General features: G+C 59.1%; 22 protein-coding genes. 4 read left to right on the top strand and 18 right to left on the bottom strand.

Translation table 11 applies throughout. The annotated features are described in order from the left end of the window. The coding region (locus EN824_RS18575) for a GTP-binding protein (RefSeq protein ID WP_245520776.1) at positions 1–334 on the bottom strand (334 nt) is incomplete at its 3' end. A 2-nt stretch (positions 335–336) separates the two neighbouring features. Next, on the bottom strand, positions 337–1,242 hold the full coding sequence (gene cysD, locus EN824_RS18570; protein ID WP_127279443.1) for a sulfate adenylyltransferase subunit CysD: 906 nt from the start codon (positions 1,240–1,242) through the stop codon (positions 337–339). A 481-nt stretch (positions 1,243–1,723) separates the two neighbouring features. On the opposite strand from cysD, the gene EN824_RS18565 reads away from it, so the two are divergent. Both EN824_RS18565 and EN824_RS18560 read left to right on the top strand, forming a co-directional pair. Continuing rightward, on the top strand, positions 1,724–3,052 hold the full coding sequence (locus EN824_RS18565) for an O-antigen ligase (protein ID WP_127279444.1): 1,329 nt from the start codon (positions 1,724–1,726) through the stop codon (positions 3,050–3,052). Between the two features lie 17 nt (positions 3,053–3,069). Next, positions 3,070–4,017: an NAD-dependent epimerase/dehydratase family protein gene (locus tag EN824_RS18560; RefSeq protein ID WP_127279445.1), complete on the top strand. Its 948-nt coding sequence runs from the start codon at positions 3,070–3,072 to the stop codon at positions 4,015–4,017. A gap of 43 nt (positions 4,018–4,060) precedes the next feature. Here EN824_RS18560 and EN824_RS18555 read toward each other — a convergent pair whose 3' ends face one another. The 3 genes from EN824_RS18555 to EN824_RS18545 form a co-directional block, all read right to left on the bottom strand. After that, positions 4,061–4,600: a sugar transferase gene (locus EN824_RS18555; protein WP_127279446.1), complete on the bottom strand. Its 540-nt coding sequence runs from the start codon at positions 4,598–4,600 to the stop codon at positions 4,061–4,063. Positions 4,601–4,720: 120 nt separating this feature from the next. Next, positions 4,721–5,653, bottom strand: a complete 933-nt coding sequence (locus EN824_RS18550) for a glycosyltransferase family 2 protein (protein ID WP_127279447.1) — start codon at positions 5,651–5,653, stop codon at positions 4,721–4,723. A gap of 117 nt (positions 5,654–5,770) precedes the next feature. After that, the gene (locus tag EN824_RS18545; RefSeq protein ID WP_245511814.1) at positions 5,771–7,759 is read right to left on the bottom strand and encodes a nucleoside-diphosphate sugar epimerase/dehydratase; all 1,989 of its coding nucleotides are present in this window, start codon (positions 7,757–7,759) and stop codon (positions 5,771–5,773) included. Positions 7,760–8,062: 303 nt separating this feature from the next. On the opposite strand from EN824_RS18545, the gene EN824_RS18540 reads away from it, so the two are divergent. Then, the gene (locus EN824_RS18540) at positions 8,063–9,856 is read left to right on the top strand and encodes a capsular polysaccharide synthesis protein (protein WP_127280411.1); all 1,794 of its coding nucleotides are present in this window, start codon (positions 8,063–8,065) and stop codon (positions 9,854–9,856) included. Here the strand turns inward: EN824_RS18540 and EN824_RS18535 are convergent. The 11 genes from EN824_RS18535 to EN824_RS18485 form a co-directional block, all read right to left on the bottom strand. Next, a complete protein-coding gene (locus tag EN824_RS18535) occupies positions 9,753–11,249 on the bottom strand; it encodes an ABC transporter ATP-binding protein (protein ID WP_127280410.1) in 1,497 nt (498 codons plus the stop codon). The genes EN824_RS18540 and EN824_RS18535 overlap by 104 nt on opposite strands. Beyond that, a complete protein-coding gene (locus EN824_RS18530) occupies positions 11,239–12,033 on the bottom strand; it encodes an ABC transporter permease (protein ID WP_135865390.1) in 795 nt (264 codons plus the stop codon). Before EN824_RS18530 ends, EN824_RS18535 begins: the two co-directional genes overlap by 11 nt. Before the next feature lie 40 nt (positions 12,034–12,073). Further along, entirely contained in the window at positions 12,074–12,841 is a 768-nt protein-coding gene (locus EN824_RS18525; RefSeq protein ID WP_189522196.1) for a class I SAM-dependent methyltransferase, read from the bottom strand. Between the two features lie 11 nt (positions 12,842–12,852). Next, complete coding sequence (locus EN824_RS18520) at positions 12,853–16,503, bottom strand: rhamnan synthesis F family protein (RefSeq protein WP_189343690.1); 3,651 nt, start codon at positions 16,501–16,503, stop codon at positions 12,853–12,855. Further along, positions 16,500–17,408 carry a dTDP-4-dehydrorhamnose reductase gene (rfbD, locus tag EN824_RS18515; protein ID WP_135865385.1) on the bottom strand — a complete coding sequence of 303 codons (909 nt, stop codon included), beginning with the start codon at positions 17,406–17,408 and terminating at the stop codon, positions 16,500–16,502. Before rfbD ends, EN824_RS18520 begins: the two co-directional genes overlap by 4 nt. After that, positions 17,405–18,475, bottom strand: coding sequence for a dTDP-glucose 4,6-dehydratase (rfbB, locus tag EN824_RS18510; protein ID WP_135865383.1), 1,071 nt, complete (start codon positions 18,473–18,475; stop codon positions 17,405–17,407). The genes rfbD and rfbB overlap by 4 nt, the downstream gene beginning before the upstream one ends. Before the next feature lie 29 nt (positions 18,476–18,504). Beyond that, on the bottom strand, positions 18,505–19,059 hold the full coding sequence (gene rfbC, locus EN824_RS18505; RefSeq protein ID WP_127281044.1) for a dTDP-4-dehydrorhamnose 3,5-epimerase: 555 nt from the start codon (positions 19,057–19,059) through the stop codon (positions 18,505–18,507). 1 nt (position 19,060) lies between these two features. Then, positions 19,061–19,942: a glucose-1-phosphate thymidylyltransferase RfbA gene (gene rfbA / locus EN824_RS18500; protein WP_127281045.1), complete on the bottom strand. Its 882-nt coding sequence runs from the start codon at positions 19,940–19,942 to the stop codon at positions 19,061–19,063. 204 nt (positions 19,943–20,146) lie between these two features. Further along, entirely contained in the window at positions 20,147–20,959 is an 813-nt protein-coding gene (locus EN824_RS18495; protein WP_135932601.1) for a class I SAM-dependent methyltransferase, read from the bottom strand. A 108-nt stretch (positions 20,960–21,067) separates the two neighbouring features. Then, positions 21,068–22,093: an NAD-dependent epimerase gene (locus EN824_RS18490; protein ID WP_127281118.1), complete on the bottom strand. Its 1,026-nt coding sequence runs from the start codon at positions 22,091–22,093 to the stop codon at positions 21,068–21,070. Positions 22,094–22,188: 95 nt separating this feature from the next. Continuing rightward, positions 22,189–22,779 (bottom strand): biotin transporter BioY, encoded by a 591-nt coding sequence (locus EN824_RS18485; protein WP_135932600.1) that lies wholly within the window; start codon positions 22,777–22,779, stop codon positions 22,189–22,191. A 115-nt stretch (positions 22,780–22,894) separates the two neighbouring features. On the opposite strand from EN824_RS18485, the gene EN824_RS18480 reads away from it, so the two are divergent. Further along, a complete protein-coding gene (locus EN824_RS18480; RefSeq protein WP_135932599.1) occupies positions 22,895–23,803 on the top strand; it encodes an MBL fold metallo-hydrolase in 909 nt (302 codons plus the stop codon). A 61-nt stretch (positions 23,804–23,864) separates the two neighbouring features. Here the strand turns inward: EN824_RS18480 and EN824_RS18475 are convergent, their stop codons facing one another. Together EN824_RS18475 and EN824_RS18470 are read right to left on the bottom strand one after the other, a co-directional pair. Then, entirely contained in the window at positions 23,865–24,650 is a 786-nt protein-coding gene (locus EN824_RS18475) for a DUF1499 domain-containing protein (RefSeq protein WP_127276169.1), read from the bottom strand. Positions 24,651–24,728: 78 nt separating this feature from the next. Further along, positions 24,729–26,357, bottom strand: a complete 1,629-nt coding sequence (locus tag EN824_RS18470) for a fatty-acid--CoA ligase (RefSeq protein ID WP_127276171.1) — start codon at positions 26,355–26,357, stop codon at positions 24,729–24,731. Positions 26,358–26,676: the final 319 nt, after the last annotated feature.

Below are 26,676 nucleotides of genomic sequence, written 5' to 3'. Positions count from 1 at the left end.
CGACGATGAACTTGCGCTTCGGCGTGGCGAAGAAGCGGTAGGCGACGTCGATTGTGATGCCTTGCTCGCGCTCGGCCTCGAGGCCGTCGACCAGCAGCGCGAAGTCGATGTCGTCGCCCGTCGTGCCGTGCTTTCGCGAATCGCGTTCGAGCGCGGCGAGCTGGTCCTCGAAAATCTGCTTGGTGTCGGACAACAGCCGACCGATCAACGTCGACTTACCATCATCGACCGAACCGCAGGTCAGGAAGCGCAGCAGCGACTTCTTCTCTTGCGCGGCCAGATAGTCGCGGACGCCGTCCGTTGGAGCGAGGCTCTTTGCCATGATGTGGCGCATGGTCAGAAATACCCCTCGCGCTTCTTCTTCTCCATCGAACCGGCTTCATCGCGGTCGATCAGCCGACCCTGCCGTTCGGACGTGCGTGCCGTCAGCATCTCGCCAACGATGGCTTCGAGTGTGTCGGCGTCGGATTCGATGGCGCCGGTCAGCGGATAACAGCCAAGCGTACGGAACCGCACCAGGCGGTCCTCCACGACCTCGCCCGGGAGCAGCTTCATGCGATCATCGTCCTTGAGGATCAACATGCCATTGCGTTCGACGACTGGCCGCCGCTTGGCGAAATAGAGCGGCACGATCGGAATGTTTTCCTGCAGAATGTACTGCCAGATGTCGAGCTCGGTCCAATTCGACAAGGGGAAGACGCGGATCGATTCACCCTGCGCGATACGCGTGTTGAAAATCTTCCACATTTCGGGCCGCTGGTTCTTCGGATCCCACACATGCTGGGCATTGCGGAAGGAGAAGATGCGCTCCTTGGCGCGCGACTTTTCCTCGTCGCGACGGGCGCCGCCAAAGGCGGCATCGAAGCCGTATTTGTCGAGCGCCTGGCGCAACGCCACGGTCTTCATCACATGGGTGTGGGTGTTCGAACCGTGATCGAACGGATTGATGTTGTCGCGCACGCCGTCTTCGTTGACATGAACCAGAAGGTCAAAACCCAGCTTCTGGGCCATCTGATCGCGAAATGCGATCATCTCGCGAAATTTCCAGGTGGTGTCGACGTGAAGAAAGGGGAATGGCGGCTTGGCCGGATAGAACGCCTTCATCGCCAGATGCATCAGCACCGACGAATCCTTGCCGACGGAATAAAGCATGACCGGCTTGGTGAAGGCAGCCGCGACCTCGCGGAATATGTGGATGGACTCGGCTTCAAGCCGCTGCAGATGCGTAAGCGCTGATATCATGGACCGTGAGCGTTCTCTCGTGCCTTGCAACAGAAGATCCTACGTCAAAACATCGAGCCTTTTACGCCCGGTTCAAGCTTCGCTTCTGGACAAAGTGTTTCGTGCGGGCGTTCTAGCAGATCGTAACGGCCCAGAACAATGCAGGAGGAGCCCGGCAGCGGTTCGTTCGGGAATGAATTTTCCATGCTTGTGGCAAAACCCGGAAATTTCTGCTTGTACGGCCTCCGGTCGGGAAAAGGCAGGAAAAATATTGCCTGTGAGAGAGTTGTGCGGGGACGCTGCAGGAGTCAACGGTCCCCAACTGCCGGATTTCGGCGGCGATCGATCCGGGCGCACTATCGAAACAGCGACCCAGCCGCTATACGCTTTTCGAGAGCGGGCAAGTGCGTGATGGAGCATGGGCAATTTCGAAGCGAGCACATTCGGTTTCACCAAACATGATGTGCCGCATAAAATTTCTCAAGAATAGCAGGTCCGAAAATTGAACCGGCTTTCATTCATAAGGCAGCAGTTCACGCCTTCGCGGATCAATATCTACTTCTCCATTCTCTGTTTCTTTTCTCCCCCGGTCCTGGGGTCGGTGGTCAGCTTCGTGTTCAATGGCGGTGGCCTGTGGTCCGTCCTGTTGATCGCCTTGAAGAGAAGACGCTTCAATGTCGACCGGGCGATGATGGCGCTGACGATCGCGATCTGTGCCTATTGCGCAAGCAACGTCCTGGCGTCCCTCGTCAACCACGCGATCGTCACGGACGCGCGGCATCTTGTTCCGCTGATCACCTTTCTGTTTTTTCCCATCTCCTATTCGACCTGGAGCATTACGCAAAAGACAACGCTCGTCCGCATCATTGTGGTGGCCAGCATGGCTGCCTGTTTTGGAGCGCTGCTGCTGGCGGTCTATCAGCAATATCGGCTTGGCATACGCGCCGAGGGCGGGGCCGGGAATGCGATCGTGTTCGCTGAGGTCCTCTGCCTTGCAGTGGTGACCTGCGTGGCCGCTGCCCTGTCTGGCATAGAGAGATACAGGATCGCCCTTATCTGCGCTGCACTCGGCGGAACGATCGCCATCATCTACTCCGGTACCCGCATCGTCTGGCTGGCACTGCTGATTACCGGTATCGCCGTTCTGCTGATCAACCAGCAGAAGCTGAGAGGGAGAAATGCCGTTCGCGTGCTTTTGCTGCTGGCCGCGATCGCAGCCACGATCGCGGTTTTCGGGTCCCAGACGATAGCGGGGCGTGTCGCATTTCTGCACTCGGACTGGGATGCGCTGACCCATGGTGACCACACGACAGCTTTGGGATCGCGCGTCGCCCTTTGGGATATCGGGCTGAAGGCATTTCGGGAGATGCCATTTTTCGGACATGGCGTGGGTGCCACCCGGCTCTTGATCAAGCAGGGTTTTCAGGATCAGTTCGGGATGGATGAAGGTTTCAATCATTTCCACAACGGCTTCCTGACCGCCTTGGTGCAAGCGGGAATCCTGGGTGCGGTGACGCTGGCGGCGATCTTCGTGGTTGCCGCCAGAAATGCCGCCCGGGTCCTTCGCGACAGCGCCGATCCGGTTGAGCGGTTCGGCGCCACCATGATCGTCGCCCTCGTGATCACCTATCTGACCGCCGGAATGACGGGCATCCTGATCGGCCATGACATTCTGGACTCGGTTTTTATGATCTTCCTGGTGTCGGGAACATATCTTGCCTGTGGCCGCCAAGCTGCGTTGGTGGAAGACCAAGCCCTTCCACCGCTGGTGGAAAGGCAAGCCCTTCCACCAGCGGTGGAAAGCCTGGCCCCCCCGCCAGTCGTCCAGTAACCGGTGCGGGCAAGACAATGAAAGTCCTGGTTACGGGCGCGACGGGCTTCATCGGCCGCCAGGTGGTCCATCGGCTTCGTCAGGCCGGTGTCGAGCTTCGCCTCGCCTCCCGCCAGCCGGAGAGACTTGATGCGGGCTCCGACGCCATGCCGATGCCGGCGTTCGATGCACCTGCCCCGGCTTTCCTGGCGCTGACCAGGGATGTTACGGATATCGTCCATTGCGCGGGTCTGAACAATGACCAGGGCAACGCCACCGAAGGCGACTTTCTGGCAGCCAATGCGCAATTGAGCGCGCGCCTGGCGCATGCCGCCGCCGCGCAGGCAAGCGGACGGTTCATCCATCTTTCCTCGATCCGGGCCGTGATCGGTGCGCGTGCCAGCGCAACGATCGACGAAGACACAGTCCCCGAACCGCAGGACGCCTACGGGCGCTCGAAACGCGAAGCAGAAATTGCCGTATTGGGCGCCTATGCCTCGCACGGCCGTGCCGACGCCGCCATATTGCGGCTGCCTCCGGTCTACGGGATCGGCATGAAAGGGAACCTAGCGACGCTGATGCGGCTCGCCGATACGGCTCTGCCGATGCCGACAGGCGCGCTGACGGCAAACCGCTCGCTGCTGTCATCGCAATCGGCGGCGGGGGCGGTGTGGCATCTGCTTTGCCATTCGCAGCCGCTTCGTCCGATCTATACCGCCAGCGACGTGCCGCCGGTTTCCGTCGCTGCCATCATCGGTGCCTTTCGCCGCGGTTTCGGCAGACCGAAGCGCCTGGTGACAATGCCGGCCGGACCGATGCGGGCGGCCGCCATACTGCTCGGCAAGCGGACGTTCTGGGACAGCCTGACCGCGACCCAGATATGCGACCCTTCGCTCCTTGCCTCGGAAGGCTGGGCGCCTGAAACCGAGACATTGGAGCGGCTGGCCGAGATGGCGCGGCTCCGAAGGCCCCGGCTTCCTGTTTGACCCTGATCCGAGGACCGGTTTCTGCTTCCGGAGCATGGCCTGCTCAGCCGCGATAGAGTGTCCCAAACAGGATGCGAAGGTCGAGCCAGAACGAGGCGGTCCTGAGATAGATGGCATCGGTGTCGGCCAGAAGTCGCGGGTTCGACATGTCGATGCCCCTGATCTGGGCCAAGCCCGTCATTCCGGGCAGAGCCTGCAAAACCCCCAGCCGCCTGCGGCATTCGATCAGTTCCGTCTGGGTCGGCAGGCAGGGACGCGGCCCGACCAGGCTCATTTCGCCGCAAAGGACGTTCCAGAGCTGCGGCAACTCGTCGAGCTTGAATTTCCGCAAGCTCTTTCCAACCGATGTCACGGCGCTCGCGGGGGTTTCATGCGAGGGCAAGGATGGCGTTCCCTGGTACATCGTCCTTAATTTGTGGCAGCGAAAAAGCGCGCCTTCGCGGCCAATCCGCGTTTGGGAAAAAATCACCGGACCGGGCGATGATGCGCGGACGGCAAGAATGGCGAGCAACAGGATGGGAGAGGTTGCCACCAGCAGCACAGCCGCACCGGCGAGATCGAAGATTTTCTTGGCTGTCGTCATGAGTGGCCGATGGGCTCCCTGCCAGGGCTTCACGCGGCAACCGCGAGCGAGCCCATCAATCCGGTCGACGTAGCATGAGGTCGCCTTGCTGACCAAGCGCGCCAAGCGGTCTCCCGATATTCAGATACGACCCAGCACAAAGGCGAGATAGAGCCCAAGGCTCCCGGCAAAAGTCTGTCGATAGACGCGGCTTTTGCGCAGCGCGCCCAGGCGTTGGAAAAGGCTACCTTGCCGACCGTTCGCGAACAGGTCGAGGCATGCCAGCGCGTCCTTCGTAAGGAGATCGCGATTGACGGCGAGGCCGGCAAGATTGAGATCGGTCCAGTCCGCGAACTGGCCCTTGAACAGGCGGCCGAGCCGCGAGATCCGTGCCCGCCACGATACATTGGCGCCGACCAGATTCGCCGCATGCTGGCGGTAGCGTACCAGTGGCCGCGGATCGTAGCGGACGACACCGCCGGCACCAGTGACAATCAGATAGGCCCACCAATCGTGGCTGACGAAACCGGTGCGGGTGGAGGCCCTGGCCAACAGATCGCGCGCGGCGCGGTTGAGCAGGATGGTGTTGCCGCCGGCAATGCTCTGGACGAGCGCGTTGCGGAAGGACGGCGGACGGCTGAACAGCGGCGAATGGCCGACCAGACTCCCGGTTTCGGTCATGGTCGCGGTTCGCGAGCAGGACATCAGCGGTTGCGCCGCGTCAAATGGCTGCATCCAGCCAAGGGCGCTTTCCAGCCTGTCGGGCTCCCAGACATCGTCCTGGTCGCTGAAGGCGTAGCAATCCGCATCGATGCGCGGGTCGAGGATCATCGACCGGAAATTGGCGGCAAAGCCCTGCCGCGGCCCTTCCACGAGATTTATCCGGCCTTTTGTCCAACGGGGCTTCCAGGCTTCGATGATGGCAACCGTGCCATCGACGGAGCCGTCGTCGGATATCCAAAGGTCGATCAGAGGATGCGACTGCGCGAACAGCGACCGCAGCTGCTCGTCGATGAAGGCGGCGCCATCCTTCGTGGCCATCAGGACGGCAATACGCAGATCTGTCTTATCCACCGATGTCAAACGCCTTGCCGCGCGAGGAAACCGCTGCGCACTTTTCCTGGAATTGCTCATCTTTGCCTTCACGCAATTCCGGACGGAAAACCGCTGCGCACTTTTCCTGGAATTGCTTTAGCTCGCCTGCCCGGCCGTCTTCGGGACCGCGTCGTGCTGCGCGTTCGCCCTTGTCTTCGTCGTGCGGTCGAGATCGGCCAGGATGGTGAGCGAGGCCGCCTTGTCCTGGCTCTTCATGGATTGCTGCAGCGCTGCAAGCGCTGCCTGGACATCCGACCACTGCGCGACATCGGTGCTCAGGCCAAAAATCTTGGCGATGCTGAGCTCGACCAGTTCCTCGTCTTCGCCGTGAAGGGTCTCGTGCAGCTTTTCACCCGGCCGGATGCCCGTGAAGCGGATCGGGATGTCCGTATAGGGGCTTTTTCCCGCCATGCGGATCATCGTTTCGGCCACTTCGAGGATCGGCACGGGCTTGCCCATGTCGAGCATGTAGACGGCGTAGTCCTGGCCGGCCGGCCGCGACGCGGCATCGGCGGCCGACATGATGACGAGATCGACGGCCTCGGCGACCGTCATGAAATAGCGCGTCATGCGCCGGTCGGTTATGGTGACCGGCCCGCCGGCCTCGATCTGGGCCTGGAATATGGTCGCCACCGAGCCATTGCTGCCGAAGACGTTGCCGAAGCGCACCGCGATGAACTTGGTGGCGGGGCGGCGCCCGCCCGGCTCGCCGGCCGGTGTCCCATGCAAGGCGCTGACGATCTGTTCGGCGGCTCGCTTGGTCATGCCAAGCACGGACGTCGGATCGACGGCCTTGTCGCTCGAGACCATGACGAATTGCGCCACGCCGCACCTGGCGGCGACTTCGGCGCAGACAAGCGTGCCGAAGACATTGGTCTGGATGGCCGATTCCCAGTTCTCCTCCAGCAGCGGAACGTGCTTCAACGCGGCGGCATGGAAGAGGATGTCGGGTTTGAACTCGGTGACGACACGCGTCATCTGGCGCCGGTCCGCGACATCGACGATGCGGACCTTGAGGCGGTCATGGTGCTTCTCGTCGATATACTGGCTCAACTGAAAGATGCCGAATTCGGAATTGTCGGCGACCAGCACGGCGTCGGCCCCAAGCTCCAGCGACCGCTTGACCAGCGTTCGGCCGATGGAGCCGGCGCCTCCCGTGACCAGGACGCGCTTGCCGCCGACGAAGGCGCCGATGCGCTCGATGTCGGACGCCACCGTCGGGCGGCGCAGGATCGTCTCCATCTCGACGGCATCGAGAACGAGCTTTCCCTCCTGGCCCAGCTGCGAAAGCCCCGCGAACTGCACGACCCCGATGTCGCCGTGACGCGCGACGCGGACAAGCTCCGAATATTCCTCGATCTCATGCTCGGCGCCGCTGCCGAAGATCAGGAGATCGAGGCTCTTGGTGCCGGTCGCATAATCCTCCAGCACATCGATCAGGCGCGGCCGGGTCGCCACCACGGGAACCCCTTGAATGCGCGTGCCGAGCGGTGCGCCGTGCTCGGTGGCCATGATGCCGACGATGGAATGGTCGGCGGGCTGCGCCGTGCGCGTGAAACGAATGATCAGGTCGGCCTCGCTCAGCCTCCCGACGAACAGGGCCTGTTTGGCGCGCGCCGTGTCGGCCTTGCCGTTCAGAACACCCCAGCTCGCGCCGTCACGCAGAAAGCGGTAGAACAGCCGGGGCGCCGAGATGATGGTGAAGGAGACGAGCAAAAAGACGATGAACTGGCGCTCGTTGAGGCCCGCGACAGGCTGGAAGAAGCGCACGACCAGCGAGACGGCGTAAAGCACGAATGTCAGGATCGCGCAGCTCTTCAGGATGTTGAAGAAATCAGGCGTCGAGGCGAAGCGCCAGACCGTGGTGTAGAGGCCGCAATATCTGAACAGAAGATGGCTGATGAGAACGATGCCGGCCCAGGTGACAAGGCCCTCCGTGGAGAGCGCGCCGAACGAAAGATCCGACCGCGACAGGACAAGGCTGAGCGCCACGGCGACCAGGACCATGACCACGTCCTGGACCATGATGAAGGCGCGCCGCACCTGTGGCCTGAGCCCGAACACAGCTTCCAGGGAAGTATTCATTAGGCAGTACTAAACTCCAGGCTGTCGGCATGACTACCCGCAAAGTGTCAGCACGAGAACCATTCGTGACCGTCACACTTCCAAGTAGCATTTCCGGCCCCCGCCTGCTGTATCGCATACTGCGGGCCGCGGGGCATAGCCAGATGTTTTTTTTGGGTTGGCATTCCCACGCAAGTCATTGTCTGTGTATTGCCTATCGGATCGCAGAGAATGAGGAACGTGCACTGCGCGTGGTCGGGGTTGAGGACTGGGATGCACGCTGCTAAGGCAGGCTAAGGCCGCGTGTCGCAAACGGGATGAACGATGCCACCTAAAATTATCTGGATGCTGTGGCTGCAAGGCATCGAAACAGCGCCACAGATCGTGAAAGCATGTGTGAACTCTTGGGAGAGAATGAACCCCGGCTGGACGATCCAAATCCTGGCCAAAGGGAATTTGGCCGACTTTTTGCCCGATGTTAGCGATCCAAATTCGCTTCTCTCCAGATCGCTTTCAGATGCGGCATATAGTGATATCGTGCGTATCGAGCTTCTGTGCAGATATGGCGGAGTGTGGGTCGACGCTACCTGCTATTGTCTGCAGCCTCTCGATGAGTGGCTTGATAGCGTCATGTCAGAAGGTTTCTTTGCCTTCGAGCGGCCTGCCCCTTCCCGAATGCTATCTTCATGGTTTTTGGCTGCCAGCCAGTCCTCCTACCTAACTTATGAATGGCGCCGGCTGGTCCATCAACACTGGCAGAACCGAGCAGTTGACCCGGACTATTTCTGGTTCCATCACCTATTTGGCCAAGCTTATCAAAATAGCAGAAAATTTCGCGTGTTGTGGGACCAAGTGCCGAAAATATCAGCCGGCGGCCCACATATATTCGCACCTTATGAGACGCGATTGCTTGGCGCGATTTCAGAAGAAGACAGAGAGATCGTATCTCTTGCCAAGATTCCGATCTTGAAGCTTACGCACAAAGTTGACCACAGTGCCGTTCGCGAAGGAAGCATCTACCAATTTCTTTGCAACTTCGGCAGGCACCCATCCGGCCGTTACATCCCACATCCGAGCGGCCGACACGCCACAGTCACTGACACGGCGGCCAAAGCGCCGCCTATCCTTTTGTGCTGGTATGGATCGCTGAAAGACAATGGAACTATCGGCGACCTATTCGCAGTGCAGAGTGTTGCTGCCCGTATGAAAGCGTTGGGGTTGAATTTCAGGCATCTAACAGCGAGTACCGCGTTTGAAATTTCCGGCGAAAGGGTGGCGCTAGACGAAATCGCCGAGGGCGACTACGCCACGTTGGTTTTTGTTTGCGGTCCGGTCATCAGAGATCATCCGATTGTAGAGACGATAATTCGTCGATTTCCGTCGATTAGCAAAATCGGGATCAGCATAAGCCTCTTTGGCCGAGACCATATCAACTACGTGCAGCCGTTTGACGTCGTGTTGGCTAGAGAAGGAGGCGGTCGGCGCTTTGAGGACGTCGCCATTCTCGCGCCTTCGCGGGTCACTCCAAAGCGAGCGCGTGAACCAAATGAACCGCTTGTTGTCGGATTGGTGCTCCGCGGCGAGCAAGGCGAGTATGGACCCCAGAGCTCACTTCACGATCGCACTAGCGCTCTTACGGCGCGGGTGCTCGACAGCTTGGCCACAAAATATCAAGTGAGAACGCTTGAGATAGAGCACCACTTGACCCGCTCTGGTCGCGCACCTGTCGAAATTGAGGCTCTATACTCGTCTTGTGATCTCGTGCTCACATCTCGTTTTCATGGCGCAGTTCTGGCGATGCGCAATGAGGTTCCCTTCATCGCGATCGATCAGATTCGCGGAGGTGGGAAGCTGACAAACCTCCTTTCCACCTCTGGATGGCCATTTGTCTATCGGATTGAGCACGCGAAGGAGGATGAAGTCACGGGCGCTGCCTTGAACCTCATTGAGGGGGGCAAACGTGACCTGCTTCTAGATGTTATCGAACACACCAAATCCAGGGCCGTCGAGACACTCAACGCTCTGGAAGTTCTGCTGACGACACCGCCACCTGCGGCGTTACGTCCAAGTTGGCGTAGCCGATTGCTGCAAGGTCTGGCTCGTTGGCGACACGGATGAGAATGCCTTCGATAATTTTGTGAAGCATACGCAACTCGTCGTTGACCAAACCTCGCACACCGGCACTTGCGAGATATACTCCCGGCAACATGACACAGTTAAAAGTAAAACTTATTGTCATTTCAGAACCAGATCTGACGAATCTGGTTCTTTCTCCTTTTACTCTGTGCGTGTCCGAGCCCGCCAACACTAAGCCTGTCACATTTTTGAACAGAAACTCAAAGCCGACCTCGCTTGCATCGGACGAAAAAAACACGGTATATTCCAAGACATACCGCTTTCCCATTTGCAGTACATTCACCCCCTCACCACTGAGAGTCAGAACGCGAAGGTCTCGAATTCGGGCACCCCGTTCTTCGAGATAAACTGCGGACTTCGACTTGAGGTTGGGATCATGATAATCTGCATACTGGCTGACGGTGTCGCTCGGTTCGGCCTCGATCGGTAAAGCGACGACTGCATCGGAGGCTTCTCCGGCAGGCGAAGCGGCGGGCCTTTCAGGATCGGGGGCGGAAGGCTTGTTTTCGAAATTGTCAGTAACTGCTGCCCTGGTGGTCGGCGAAACGGCACGGAGCGCCTTAATCCCGGTGCGAATTTCTGTCGCCACCTCCGTGCTGGCGCTGACCAACCGTTGATATTGCGCCACCACTGCTTTTGGCCGACCTTCCAGGATAAGTTCGCCTCCATCCATAAGCATCGCCCGCGTGCACAGCTGAACGATGGTCGACGCACCGTGGCTGACAAAAAGAATGGTGCCGCCCTTATCCTTGATTTGCTCGATGCGGGCGAAACATTTGCGCTGGAATGCCTCGTCGCCCACAGCGAGCGCCTCATCCACCACCAAGATGTCGGGATCAACATTGATTGCGGTGGCGAAGGCCAACCGTACATACATACCCGACGAATAGGTCTTCACCGGCTGGTCTATGAAGGGGCCTATATCGGCGAAACGAGCGATATCGTCGAAACGCCATTCCATTTCCTTGCGCGGCACGCCGAGGATCGAGGCATTGAGAAAGACGTTTTCGCGGCCGGTGAATTCGGGATTGAACCCAGCGCCAAGCTCCAGCAGCGCGGCGATGCGGCCATTGACCTCGACCGAGCCGCTGGTTGGCTGCAGCGTGCCACAGATGATCTGCAGCAGTGTCGATTTGCCGGAGCCATTACGGCCGATGATACCGATAGTTTCGCCGCGTCCTATCTCAAAGGAGACTCCGGATAGGGCGGCGAAATCCCGGAAATAACGGCGTGGCGGACGCCCGATCAGCCGCTCCAACCGTGGCACGAGCATCTGCTTGAAGCGATCCTCGGGGCGGTTGAACATGACGTAGTGTTTAGACACATCGCGCACGCGAATAGCGACGTCCGACGCACCGATCTTGTCAGAGGACATCTGCAAATCCCCGGCGTGTCTTTTGGAAAAATTGATAGCCGAGAAACGCGACCGCAATCGCCGCGAGCAAATAGCTGCCAAGCGCCAACCAATCCGGCTCTATATCAAAAAGCACTACGTCACGGAAACTCTCGACGGGAATCGCTAGCGGATTCAGTGAGAGCCATGGCTGTAGCCATATGGGCAGCGAGGTCCTCTGGAAGAAAACCGGCGAGAGGAACATGGTTGCGGTCACAAGAGGCGCTACGATCTGGCTCATATCACGGAAATAGACGCCAATTGACGCCAATATCCAGGCGATGCCGAGAACCATGACGACCAGTGGCGCGAAAACCAATGGCGCCAAAACGACTGTAGCCGGAATATAGCCAAAAACGATAAACGCGAAGACCAGCAGCACCAGCAGACTGACTGCTGCATGAAACAACGCCGCGCCCGCAGAAACCAAGGGCAGGATCTGAATCGGAAACACGATCTTTTTGACGTAGTTGGCGTTAGCAACGATCAACCCGGGTGCCAGCGAGACCACTTCCGCAAAGAACTGGAAAACGATCAATCCGCAGAAAAGGACAACCGCATACTCTCCTGTCGAATCAGTGGCGCCTTGCTGACCGGGAATAGTCCAGCGCGACTTCATCACCACACCAAAGACGAATGTGTAGACAGCCAACATGAACAGCGGATTGAGCAGCGACCACGCCAACCCGAACGCGGAGCCACGATAACGGCCGGTAACTTCTCGGCGAACGAGGGGGAATATCAACCCGCGTAAATTTGGGAACATCTTGCGTCAACGACCGTAGTTAAAAGCCACCGGCTCGCCTTCATGAGGGCTCAAGCACAAGGACGTCCTGTCCATCAAGCCGATTTTCGAAAGCCCCGGACCAACCACCACGGATCACAGACGTTCGCAGCCTGAACCCCGCAATGTTAATCATTTCCAACCATTTATCCAATGTGTAGGCGACCGCACCAAGTGGAAAAGTCAGATTATTAATTCTGCAACCGTCCGAAATTTGGTGCTCAAAACGAAGATCAAATATCGTCAAATTAGTTTCTCGTGCTTTATCCAAAATCAAATCATCGAATATGAAAGTGGTGGCATAGACAAGGCCATCTTTCTTAATCGACCTCTTGAACTCTTTCAGATAGTGTATTATATCATCCTCAAACATATGGGTAAAAACAGAGAATAGAAATATTCGATCCACAGATTCGTTTGATACTGGGAGATAAATTTCTTTTGTCGTGATAGTCCCATGAGGATTGTGAAGTTGATCCTTAACGTCAAAATGAACAAATTCGCAATTTGGCGACCGCTTGGAAATATGGTCAGCACACCACTCTATAGACGGTCGAATTATGTCGACCCCCATATAAGCCCCCGAAGTCAAAAACGAACTGAGTGGGATTGCATCGCGCCCAATACCGCAACCTATCTCAAGAAGCTTCTGATCTGGCTCGATAGCTACATGTTTCCTCAAAGACAAAAAATGCTTATCCGATATTTCTTCGAATGTCTCAGGGCCACCGCCCGTCAACATCATAAGATGAATGGGAATCTCGTACCCCCGAAAATTAAATGTATCCACTTTGACTCCATTCATAGCGATGATCGCAATCTGCCTGCAAGCTCGGCAGCGTCGTATCTACTTCCGACAAGGGGGATTTCCTGTATCTCTTTTCGCTTCACCACGCGTCCGACATTCTCTTCAGCTGCCTGGGCGCACTTCTCAAGTGCGGCCGCGACCGCATCGGGCGTTACGTGATCAAGCCCTATTAGGTTCGGACTTCTCGCGGAGATGTTCTTTGTATCATAATTATTGGAGATGGTGATAAGTCCGGCATGAGCCATTTCCAGCGGGGGGTAGCTAGGATGCGGGGATATCATCAGAGATATCCCGACACTCGCTCGACTTAGATATGCAGCATATTCTTCAAGGCTGACCTTGCCAGGAACGGCACTATTTTGCACCGGCCACACTTTTGCCATCTCAAAATCTTCCCCAAGGAAGACTACCTGCCACTTGCTGGCACTGGTAGGATTTCGCTGTTGCCATAGCGACAGGCCGTCAACGATTATTTCAAAGCAATTTCTAGCCGCACTGGGCCTCCCATAGCACAGGATGATCCGCTCTTTGGGGACAGGCCTAATTTTGTGCTCGATCGTCTCATTGATGCGGAAAGGAACGACGATCTGGTCTGTCCACCCAAATCTGCGATTCATAAACGAGGACAGCTCCTCAGAATTCACCAGAGCGACAACATTCTCAGCCAAATTATATGTAGACTCTGCAATCGCCCACCTTGAGGACCATTGGACAAAATTCGACTCGTAATCTTGTATGAAATACACCGCACCCGAGCTGTGCCCAAATGCCATTTTCTGAAAACTTGCTATTGAAGTCCGAAGATATTCGGACCACCAAGCCGTCGATACAAATATATCATCCCTACGAACATCCAGGCCGAGAGCTCGATCAAAAGCATCAAAAATTACAGCATGGCCCCCTAAAGGATCCAGCGCATATTCTGGAAAATTCTCTAAATGATTTCTTTCTACCGGAGAATCCAGGACCACGATCCTCTTGTCAAAATCAGACAATTTAGACGATATTTCCTCGAATATCTTTAAGGCGGTGGATATGCCGCCAAAAATCCACACCGGATCTATAGTGGGCAGAAGCAAGTTAATTCTGGGCTTCGCGTTACTCGACTTCGTCATCCTCAAAGGACGAAGCTCGCCGTAGCTTCTACTCAGGGAAAACTCGGACCGTCCTGGCTCATCAAAAAGTGGTACATAAATTTTCTCCAGCAGCTTGACGTCGATTGGCTTCTTCAACGCCAGAAGCGCCTCCGATGGAGAGTCAATACCACTCTGAATCTTTAGCCAATGAAATCCGGCGCATTCCGCAAAATGTAGATAGCTGCGCTCGATCGCATGCGCCAAAGTACCGTCGACTTGACCGTCCTCTTCGGGAAAATCGTCGAACGTCAGCCCTAGATCTAGAAGAGGCCTGATGGCGGCCGACCGCCCCCAAAACATGGAGCCAGAAGGAAACTCCAGGACACTGTCCTTGCTAAGGTCCCATTTGGCGCGCCGCAAAAGGGTTTTTGCCGCTTCGAAGTCGAACCCCCAATTAAGCATAGCTCGAACAGGGCCAAAGTGCTGAGGGTATATTATCCCAACATTTTTGTCAGACATGAAAAGTGAAAAAATAGATCGAACAATGTCCTTCGACCCAATAAGATTACCTATCAGATAAGACCGCCAATTCTCTAGATCAGACAGATGCGGTGATTTTTTTGTGTGCAAGTGAAGAAAAAAATCATGCTTAACGTAGATATCGCGAAAACCAACAATCTTTGGGGCGACATCTCTTCCTTTGTTTTCGAAAACTCTAATTTCTACGTTGCTCACTCCACGACTTGAGCACATGGAGCTTATAATTTGCTTTTTTTCTTCATCTGTTGTTGAAACGTACAGTTTGAAGTCTGCCTCAATGTTTTCCAGCGCCGTAAGAATTTCTGGGAACAATTCCACGTAAAATGCGTGAACTACAACGGCGATATTCTTCGGCAGCACGACCTTTGATGCCCAGGCCAGCGGCATCCGAATCGCGATATCCCGTTCGGGCAGAGGTCGTCTAGCGTTTGTTGCACCAATTTCATTTGTGAAATGAAAGGAAGACACAGTTCCAGATATATCCGTCTTTTGGTACCGCTTGGCATCCCGCCTTCTCGCGATAAACTTTCTTGTTCTCTCCAAAACAGAAATGATCCCGTCGTCCCTCAAAACAACGATCACACGATTTAGCAAATAGCGGGCACTTTTCATCTTACGCAGGCCACTCGCTACGACAAACCGCTCGGCCGAAAGCCCCACTGTTTTTGCCACACGAAACGGGGCCATCAGCTTCCACGATCTGCTTTTCTTCATCTCTGAAATTGTTTCAATTGCATGCAGCAACTTGTTTTGCTCATCCGAGATAATCAAGTTTTTCTGCGCAATTTCAGAATCTCTTGCGACGATATCAGCGCGCAGCTTGGCAACTACCGCTTGCCGGGTTTCAGCTTCCACATTTTCTCGATCCATCGTCCTCTGAGACTCTTGCAGTGCCTTCCCCAGATCCCTTGAGAATTTGGCCTCCAACGCGATGCCCTTCGCACGCATCCTTTCGACCTCGGCCCCCATCTTTTCATTTTCTAGAGAGAGTTGATCCGCTAGCGTTTGCGCTTCCGCTTGCACCATTGACATCGCTTTGATGCGCACATTCATTTCAGGGAAGGATGCATCGCCAAAGATTGAGCTTGCACGGTCAAACGCGACTCGTACGGCATCAAGCCGCGCCATCGCCGCTTCGTCATTGCCGCTCTTACCAAGATCCGTCAGCGCCCCGTACGCCTCCTTGACCCAGTCGGCGATGCGCGGATCAGCATCAAGAAGGTCCGGGCTGGCCGTGAAGTGCTGATGGTCCGCCGAGAAGTGCGTGGACAACAATGCCTGCCATTCGATGCCTGATCGTGGCCAGTCGATTTTAAGAACGTTGGTGATCTCCTCGATTCGCGCACGCCAATCGCCAAGCATGGCCTCATAAGAAACAAAGATGCGGGGATAGTTCCTGGTGGCGCGCTCCGCCTCCAGTTCATGGCGCAACCAAAGAAGAGAGCTGAAACCTGTCGTAAATCCGTCCCTGTTGGCCAAGGAAGCAACCACAGCCAGCGGATTGCGCTCGATCAGCACGTACCGCACGTCGATGCGCATGCGTTTCAGTATGTCCGCGTAAAGCGGTACGAAGCGCGAGATACGGGGCTCCTTGAGGACGAACAGCGGCGCACTGCCATATTCCTCGTCAATCAATCGGGCTATTTCGGCTTTGTAAAAACGCAGCCGCGCCGCGCCTAAATCGCTTGGGTCAAAGGCGCGCCAATCATCCCAGCTACTTCCTGCCTCGGCCAACATCTGGTCGTGCAGTTCGATAAGGCGCTCCGGCTCCCAATGCCCAGCCGGGTTCGAGGGATTGGCGCCAAGCATGTTTTTCGGCAGTTCGGCGCCGAGCAGACTGATCGCCCTTGTCAGCGCGCTGGTGCCCGAGCGGTGCATGCCGAGCACCATGATGCAGGTGCGCTTCGTCGCGGGGTCTTTTGCAGCCGCCGGCTTCGCCTTGGCGCGGGCTTTTGCTGGCCTGCCTTCGGCCGGCTGCGGGTCAGGCGTCGCGCCTTGCAGATTTTCGGGTGATGGGTGCTTGTTCATGCGCTCAATATCTGTCTCGTCTCGCCCGCCACCAGCCCGCGCACCACCTCTTCCGTCGACTCCCGCCAGTCCGGCGCCGTCCATGCGAAAACGCCCGCGAATTTCGCGCTCGATAGCCGGGAATTGGCGGGGCGGCGCGCCTTGGTCGGGTAGTCCATCGTCGTGATATCCCGTACCCGCGCCCAGGGACCACCAGACTTCAAGCTTGTGTCGAGGATATGACGGGCAAAGCCGCTCCAGTTGGTCTCGCCCGTGCCGGCCAGATGATGGGTGCCGAACGCGGCGACGTCGTTGTTGCGGTGCAGCATGGCGGCCGCATGCAGGATCGCGTCGGCGATATCCAGTGCGGATGTGGGATTTCCCCATTGATCTGATACCACCGAAATCTCGTCGCGGTCGGCGGCGAGCCTCAGCATGGTTTTCACGAAATTCTTTCCGAACGGGCTGTAGACCCAGGCGGTGCGCAGGATCAGGTGGCGCGGATTGGCGGCGGCCACCGCCTGCTCGCCGGCGAGCTTGGAGGCACCGTAGACACCGAGCGGCGCCGTCGGGTCGGTCTCGACATAGGCGTGGGGAGCGCTGCCGTCGAAGACATAATCGGTCGAAAGATGGATGATTGGAACGCCGAGCCGCGCCGCGGCCTCGGCCACCTTGCCCGCGCCGGTCGCGTTCACCGCAAAGGCCAGATCGGGCTCGTCCTCGGCCTGGTCGACGGCCGTGTAAGCGGCGGCCGACACGACGATGTCAGGCTTGGCGGCGGTGATGGCATCGATGACGGTATCGGGTCTTGCCAGGTCGAGCTCCGGGCGGCCGATGGCAACGACCTCGACGCCCGCGCGCGCCTGGCCGGCCTCGAGCAGGCTCGCCGCGACCTGGCCGTCGCGTCCGGTGACGAGGAGCCTCACGCGCCCACCTTGCGCGCTTCGCCCAGTCTTTCGCCGGCATAGCGCTGCTCGCGGATCGGTCCCCACCACCATTTGTTGTCGAGGAACCAGTCCACGGTCCTGGCAAGGCCGCTGTCGAAATTCTCCCTGGGCGTCCAGCCGAGTTCACGGCTTATCTTGGTGGCGTCGATGGCGTAGCGGCGGTCGTGGCCGGGACGGTCGGTGACAAAGGAGATCAGCTCGCGATAGCGCCTGCCGCCCGCGCGCGGACGCCTGGTGTCGAGCAGGTCGCAGATCGTCTCGACGACGGCGAGGTTGGTGCGTTCCGAATTGCCGCCGACATTGTAGCTCTCGCCCGGATGCCCCTTCGTGGCGACGAGTTCCAGGGCGCGCGCGTGATCCTCGACGAACAGCCAGTCGCGCACATTGGCGCCGGCGCCATAGACCGGCAGCGGCTTTTCATCGAGCGCGTTGAGGATGACGAGCGGGATCAGCTTCTCGGGGAAATGATAGGGGCCGTAATTGTTCGAACAGTTGGAAAGCACGACCGGCAGGCCGTAGGTCTCGTGCCAGGCGCGCACCAGATGGTCCGAAGCCGCTTTCGAGGCGGAATAGGGCGAGGACGGCGCATAGGGCGTCTCCTCGACGAACATGCCGCCGTCGAAAGGCAGGTCGCCGAACACCTCGTCGGTGGAGACGTGATGGAAGCGGAAGCGGCCTTTCCTGTCATCGGACAGGCCGCGCCAGTATTCGAGCGCGGCATTGAGGATCTTGTAGGTGCCGACGATGTTGGTCTCGATGAAGGCGCCCGGTCCATCGATCGAGCGGTCGACATGGCTCTCGGCGGCGAGGTTCATGACGATGTCGATATCGTCGCGGCGCAGTATGTCGAGCACCGCCCTTTCGTCACAGATATCGGCCTGGGCGAAGCTGTAATTGTGGGCATTCTCGATCGGCCGCAGCGAGGCCAGGTTGCCCGCATAGGTCAGCTTGTCGAGATTGGTCACCCGGTAGGCCGGATTGGCGCACAGATGCCGGCATACCGCCGAACCGATGAAGCCGGCACCGCCCGTCACCAGAAAATTCATCCCGCCGTCCTTATGCCCCACATGCTCCATCAGGCGAACACCTCGGCCGTAGCCAGCGTCGGCGCCTTGAGGTCCTTGTCCGAAAGCTGGAACCCGTCGGCCAGCGACGGCCATTCTATGCCGATGGCGGGATCGTCGAAACGGATCGACCGATCATGCTCGGGCGAATAGGTGTCGGTCACCTTGTACAGCACCTCGGTGTCGGGCACGAGCGTGACGAAGCCATGCGCGAAGCCCTTCGGCACCAGGATCTGGTTGCCTTTTTCGGCCGACACTTCGAGGGCGACCCATTTTCCGAAGGTTTTCGAGGCGCGGCGGATATCGACAGCGATGTCGAGAATGCTGCCGCGGATGACCCGCAGCAGCTTGTCCTGGGCACGCGGCGCAAGCTGGTAGTGAAGCCCGCGCAGGACGCCCGGGGCAGCGGAATAGGAATGGTTGTCCTGCACGAAAGTCAGGTCGATGCCGGCCTGCGAAAAGCGCTCGGCATTGTAGGTTTCCATGAAGAAACCGCGTGCGTCGCCATGGCGCTTCGGGACGATTTCCAGCACCCCGTCGATGCCCAGGGATCTCACCTCCAGCATCTTAACCCTCCGAAAGATCGACGACGCGCCGGCGCAGATAGGCGGCGTACTCGTTCTTTCCCAGCCGGCTTGCGCGATCCAGCACCATGTCCGCCGTCAGCCATCCCTGTTCGAAGGCGATTTCCTCTGGACAGGCGACCTTGATGCCCTGGCGATGCTCGATCGTACGCACGAAGGACGAGGCTTCGTGCAGGCTGTCATGCGTACCGGTGTCGAGCCAGGCATAGCCGCGTCCCAGCCGGTGAACATGGAGCTGGCCGCGCTCGAGATAGACATTGTTGATGGCCGTGATCTCGATCTCGCCGCGCGCCGAAGGACGGATGGTCGGGGCGATGTCGACGACGTTATTGTCGTAGAAATAGAGACCGGTGACGGCCCAGTTGGACTTCGGCTTTTGCGGCTTTTCCTCGATCGTCAGCGCGGTTCCGGTCGCCTTGTCGAAAGACACCACGCCATAGCGTTCGGGATCCTCGACATGGTAGGCGAACACCGAGGCGCCCCTCTGGCGCGATGCCGCGACGCGGCAAAGCTGCGATAGCCCGTCGCCAAAATAGATGTTGTCGCCCAGGATCATCGACACGCTGTCCTTGCCGATGAAATCGCGGCCGATGATGAAGGCTTCCGCGAGTCCATTGGGCTGCGGCTGCTCGGCGTAAGACAGGGCCAGCCCGAACTCCGACCCGTCGCCGAGCAAACCACGAAAAGCCGGCAGATCACGGGGCGTCGAAATGATCAGAATCTCTCGTATTCCCGCGAGCATCAGCACGCTCAGCGGATAATAGATCATCGGCTTGTCGTAAATGGGAAGAATTTGCTTAGAGACTGCTAATGTTAGTGGATAAAGACGCGTTCCACTGCCTCCAGCAAGGATAATTCCTTTCAAGAAGCTCTCCTCGACATGCCAAAGCCCCCCGGCCCTGTGTGCCTGTGCTTAGGTTTCATGCATTGGCTTGTCAATGCGGCATACGACAAACGCGTCGGCCATGTTGGATAGCGGCCATCAAGGCCGAGGCCTGACCACTGATCGCACTTTCCGTCTTGTCGAGGACGGGACAGCGGTCATTGCGCAGGGTGGACGTTCCACCATTCAGGCCGCGGCCATGATCACATGTGCCTGGATTTTGGCGGCAACTTCGCCACTGCCATGTCTGTCGGCAATGGCTGATGCCGCGTAGTCGGTCGCGGCGTCCAGTTTTCCAGCGTCCCTGGCCTCGATTTCGGTGCGAAGGACGGTGCCCTGACAATAAGCGACGGCCGGAAGCCGTGGCGAGGATGCGCGGCTTTGTTCGGCTCTGGTCTCGATCGCGACATCGGAGAAACCCGCGTCCTCCAGGTCGCGACGGATCAGCGCCTTGTCGTGATAGCCGTGCGGCGTGCGTGCCAGGAAGCGCGGCGGATCGTCGGGAAAAATCCGCGCGAGGGCATTGGTCACGTCATCGGCGAACACATTCTCCTCGATGCGATCCCATACGTTGAACAGGAACCGGCCTCCCGGCTTCAGGACCCGCCTAGCTTCGCGGTAGGCGGAGGCGCGGTTTGGAAAGAACATCGCACCGAACTGACAACAGACGAGATCGAAGGCCGCATCCTCGAACGGCAGCGCCATCGCATCCGCCTGGCGCCATGTGATGCGGCTGTCGGGTGTCTGTCGCGAGGCGGCGTAGTCGAGCATCGGCTGGTTCAGGTCGGTCACGACATAGCTTGCGCCAGGGGCCAGTCTTGGCGCCAATGCGCGGGTGACGACCCCGGTGCCCGCGGCGATTTCCAGGACAGCCCCCGGCGACAGGGCCGCGGCTCGGCGCGCGATATCCGCGGCGAACGGCTCGAAAATCAAAGGCACCATGTAACGGTCGTAGTTTTCAGGAATCGAGCCGGCGAACAGTTTGTCCGTTTCCAACATGGCAATCCCCACCGTCTGATGACTTGGGGAGACTAGCACATATTTTTGTTCCTGGTCTTTTTCGACCGAGAGCAGGTCTTTACGTGGCCAAGAACGCGTTCATCACGCTCAACGCGGCCCAAAATAACCCAGGTACCACTCGACGAACCGCCCTACCCCCTCCGTGACGGAGGTCCGGGGGCGGTAGCCGACCGCCGCTTGCAGTGCCGAAGTGTCGGCGAAGGTGTCGGGCACGTCGCCGGCCTGCAGCGGCAGGAGTTCGATCACGGCCTTGCGGCCAAGCGCGTTTTCCAGCGCCTCGACATAGGCGGTCAGCTTCACCGGATTGTTGTTGCCGATGTTGAAGATGCGCCAGGGCGCGCTGCTGGTCGCCGAATCCGGATGGCTGGAATCCCAGGCCGGGTTGGCCGCGGCGGGGCTGTCGCTGGCGCGGATCACGCCTTCGGCGATGTCCTCGACATAGGTGAAGTCGCGCGTGTGGTTGCCGTTGTTGAACAGCTTGATCGGCTCGCCGGCCAGGATGCTCCTGGTGAACAGGAACAGCGCCATGTCCGGGCGCCCCCAGGGACCGTACACGGTGAAGAAACGCAGCCCCGTGGTGGGCAGGCCGAACAGATGGCTGTAGCTGTGCGCCATCAGTTCGTTGGCGCGCTTGGTGGCGGCGTAGAACTGCAAGGGATGGTCGGCCGGGCGATGCTCGGAAAACGGCATGTCGGTGTTGGCGCCATAGACACTGGAGGTGCTGGCATAGGTCAGGTGCCCGACACGGCTGCCGCGGCAGGCCTCGAGCATGTTGGTGAAAGCAACGATGTTGCTTTCGACATAGGCGTGGGGGTTTTCCAGGCTGTAGCGCACGCCTGCCTGCGCGGCCAGGTGGATCACCCGGTCGAAGGCGTGGTCGGCAAAGCAGCCGTCGACCACGCTGCGGTCGGCGAGATTGCCACGGATGAAATGATAGCCGGCATTGGTGCCGCGACCCGCCTCGGCCAGCAGCCGCAGCCGCGCCTCCTTGATCTCAGGGTCGTAGTAGTCGTTGATGCTGTCGATGCCGACAACCTCGTCACCGCGCTCCAGGAGCCGCCTGGCGACATGATAGCCTATGAAGCCGGCAGCGCCGGTGACCAGAACCTTCATCAGAAACGCCCGTCCGTGACATGGCTGGGAAACAGGCCCGAGCTCATCGCAGGCCAAGCTCCGGCCCGAAGTGATCCGGGCCGGATGTTCTCAAATCAGGAGCGCTTCAGCAATGACCAGACGGCCGGCACGAGGCTGGCCGCGAGAGCCACCTTGATCAGGTCGCCGACGATGAACGGCACGACGCCGAACTGCCAGGATTTTTCCGGGCCGATGAGCAGCGCCAGCCAGGCAAAACCCATTGCCATCATCACCACTTCGGCAACCAGCATGGCGTTGAAGAGCTTGATCGGATGACGGTCCCAGCCGCGGTCGGCGGCCCAGCCGACAATCGCCGCCATGACCACGAAGCCGGCGAGATAGCCGCCGGTCGAACCGAGCATATAGGCGATGCCGACGCCTTTTTCCGGCGTGCCCTGGAAGACCGGGAAGCCCATCGCGCCTTCCGCCATGTAGAGCAGCAAAGTGGCGACGCCGAGCCGCATGCCGAAGTCGGCGGCGATCAGGAAGACGGCGAGCGTCTGCATCGAGATATCGACAGGCCCGAGCACTACCCTGGTCTTGGCCGAAAGGGTCAACAGCAGTGTCCCGGCAATCGCCAGGAAAAACTGCGTCGCCAGCCGCGCGGCACCGTCTTGCGGCAAGGCCAGAAAAACAAGCGGGCGCGTCGTCGTTGCGGTTGTCATGATCTTCCCCAATTCAATCTTGCCGCGAACCAGAAATCGCGGTCTTGCGTTTTCCTATATTGGCTTGCGTGCTATGCGGCAATCGGTTTTGCCGTTCCGGGAACAATGTGCCGACATGGCTCTCAAATTCGATACCAGCTTCGACCCCGCTTATGGCCAAGGCGTAAGCGTGGCCCCCGACGTGCAACGTGTCACGGCCCGCAATCCCAGTCCCTTCACCTTTCATGGCACCAACAGCTATGTCGTGGGACGTGACACGCTGGCGGTGATCGATCCCGGGCCGGATGACGAGGGGCATCTGCGGACCTTGCTCGACGTGATCGCCGGACGGCCGGTCAGCCACATTTTCGTCAGCCACACGCATCGCGACCATTCCCCGCTGGCGGCCCGGTTGAAGGAGCGCACCGGCGCCCAGGTGCTGGCGGAGGGACCGCACCGGCCGGCGAGACCCTTGCATATCGGCGAAACCAATGCGCTCGACGCCAGCGCCGACACCGCTTTCATCCCCGACATCGCGTTGCCGGACGGCGAACTGGTCAGCGGCGACGGCTGGACGATCCGAACGGTGCTGACGCCCGGCCACACCGCCAATCACGCGGCATTCGCGCTGGAAGGCACCGGAATCCTGTTTTCAGCCGATCATGTCATGAGCTGGGCAACCTCCATCGTCGCGCCGCCGGACGGGGCAATGGCCGATTACATGGCATCGCTCGACCGGCTGATCGAGCGCGGCGATCGCCTGCTGCTGCCTGGCCATGGCGGACCAGTGACTGCGCCGCGCGCTTACATGCGCGGACTGAAGACGCATCGCAAGATGCGCGAACGGGCCATACTGGAGCGGATCAGAGCCGGCGACAGGACAATTCCCGACATGGTCAGGGCGATCTACAGGGATACCGATCCACGGCTGCACGGCGCCGCCGGCCTGTCGGTGCTTGCCCATCTGGAGGATTTGGTGGCGCGCGGCGTCGTGGCGACAAACGCCGCCCCAGCCATAGATGGCATTTTCACGCCGGGCCGATAGGTCTGCCCCACCCAAGCGTTCACCCTACCGTCGTCGCAGGCGCGAATTCGCGCGGAAATGGCTACTCGGCCGGCGCCGCGCCGACCTGGCCGGCGACTTCCTGATCCAGTTCCGCCAGGAAATCGGTGATGCGCGCGGCATTGTCGCCAAGGTCATGGCGGCCGTAACGCGAGGCCGAGCGCATGTCGACGATGACCGTGTCGCCGTCATCCATGACGCGAATGGCGACGTCGGCGGGAAGGCCGAGAAAGAAGCTCGAGGCAATGGCGGTGATGGTCACCTCTGTCTGTCCGGCGAGTTCGGGATAAGGCTCCGAAAGGTCCCAGCCGCGCCGGTCGAGCACGGTTTCAACGGCGTTGACGATGGTCTCAAATGGCAGGTCGTAGCTGCGTGCGGTGACCAATGGATAGCTGTCGGTCTGCAAACTCTGCTCACCCGGCGTCGGCGGAGACAGCACGTTCATGTCCTTGGTCCGGTCACCGACATCGAGCGCGGGCGGTTCATCGAAATCGGTCGAGATGTCCCGCAGCGGCGGATAGATCGTCGCCCAGTAGGCGGCAACGCCATAGGGGGTGAGCACCAGCAGCGCCAGCACGGCGCCGACGGTGAGATCGCGGCCACCACGGTCACCAAAATTCCACAGCCTCGCAAAGGCCAGGCCGGCAAACAACAGCGCCAGCGCCGCCAGCAGGGCGACAATGCCCAACACCCACAGGAACACCGGCGTTTGAACGAGGCCGAAGCGATGGCCGACAAAGTTCGTCAGCAAAAGCACCGCCGAAAAGGCGGCCGTGCGCCGCGACCAGCTGGCAGCCTTCGACGTTTGCCGTTCGGGAATGCTAACCATCATTCTCTGCTGCCCCAACCCGGACGGAGGTTTAGTGCCTTTTTGCGGCGGCTTGAAGCCGAAACACGCAACATCCCCTCAATCCGTCGGCAAGCGATAGTCCCTGAACTGCTGACGCAAGGTGATCTTCTGGATCTTGCCGGTGGCGGTGTGCGGTATCTCACCGACGAAAGCGACGTCGTCCGGCATCCACCATTTGGCCACCTTGCCATCCATGAAATCGAGAATCTCGGCCTTGGTCGGTTCCTTGCCCGGCTTGGCGACGACGACCAGCAAGGGCCGCTCGCCCCATTTCGAATGCTGGACGCCGATGGCCGCCGCTTCCGCTACATCGGGGTGGCCGACGGCCAGATTCTCCAGGTCGATGGTCGAAATCCATTCGCCGCCGGACTTGATGACGTCCTTGGCGCGGTCGGTGATCTGCATGTAGCCCCCGGCATCGATATGAGCGACGTCTCCGGTATCGAACCAGCCATCCTCATCGAACTGCTCCGCGCCCACACCGCCATAATAGGCGCGAGCGACTGCCGGACCGCGTACCTTGAGCCGGCCAAACGTCTTGCCGTCCCAAGGCTGCGCGTTGTCGTCGTCGTCGGTCACCTTCATTTCGACGCCGAAGGGCGGGTAACCCTGCTTGCTCTGGACGTCGAGCCGAGCCTCGCCGTCAAGGCCTGCATAGTCCGGCTTCAAGGTGCACAGCGTGCCGAGCGGCGACATTTCGGTCATGCCCCAGGCGTGGATGACCTGGACACCGTAATTGTTCTGGAACTTCGTCATGATCGCGCGCGGGCACGACGAGCCGCCGATCACGACCTTGTTGAGATGGGGAAGTGTCTTGCCGGTCTCCTCCAGATATTGGAGCAACATCATCCACACGGTCGGCACGGCGGCGCTGAATGTGACCTTCTCCTGGTCGAGCAACTCATAGATCGAGGCACCGTCCATCTTGCAGCCAGGCATGACCAGCTTGGAGCCCATCATCGGGCCGCTCTGGCCAAGGCCCCAGGCATTGGCGTGGAACATCGGCACCACCGGCAGGATCGTGTCGCGCGCCGACAGGCCCATGGCGTCGGGCATGGCCGCGATCATGGCATGAAGCACGTTCGAGCGATGGCTGTAGACGACGCCCTTGGGGTCACCCGTCGTGCCGGACGTATAGCACATGCCGGCGGCGGTGCCTTCGTCGAAGGTCTTCCAGGTGAAGTCGCCATCGACCTCATCGAGCCAGTCCTCGTAGGCTACGACACCGGGCAAGGTCGTTTGCGGCATGTGCGCCTTGTCGGTGAGCACGATCACCTTCTTCAGCGATTTGACGGCACCAGCGATCTTCTCGAGCAACGGGATGAAGGTGATGTCGACGAAAACGGCCTTGTCCTCGGCGTGGTTCATGATCCAGACGATCTGTTCTGGAAACAGGCGCGGATTGAGGGTGTGGTAGATAGCGCCGATGCCCATGATGCCATACCAGGCCTCGATGTGGCGGGCGGTGTTCCAGGCCAGCGTCGCGATGCGGTCGCCCAAGGCAAAACCGTCGCGCTCCAAGCGCTGGGCGACCTTGAGGGAACGACGATGGATGTCGGCGTAGGTGGTGCGCACGATCGGCCCCTCGATCGAACGCGACACGATCTCGCGCACACCATGCTGCCGTTCAGCGTTGTCGATCAGCTTGTGGCACAGCAGCGGCCATTCCTGCATCAATCCCAGCATGCCGTTCCCTCCCTCACGCTTTTCGCCCCCGAGCTTTTCGCTTCACCCTTTTGATCGCATTGTGAAGCGAACCCGGGAATTGTCCAGCCATCCAGGAGCGCAGCGGACGAAAGTCGGAGTTCGACCCGTATTGGCAAACGATTGAATCCGGACGCTTTTTGAGTCCATTTGGCTGGTCCTGCCGCCATTCGAATGTCAGGGGCTTCAAATACGTTACATCGAGGTAGACTCCGGTGATCGGACCGACAGCAAAAAGCGCCACAATCCGGCCATCGTCGGTGTTAAGTTTCGTTAACGGGCAAAGGGGTGCGATTGGCGA

Origin of the sequence: Mesorhizobium sp. M8A.F.Ca.ET.181.01.1.1 (assembly GCF_004792025.1) — a bacterium.
Classification (GTDB): domain Bacteria; phylum Pseudomonadota; class Alphaproteobacteria; order Rhizobiales; family Rhizobiaceae; genus Mesorhizobium.
The sequence above is the reverse complement of the archived record's forward strand: the minus strand, read 5'-3'. Positions and strand labels throughout refer to the sequence as shown.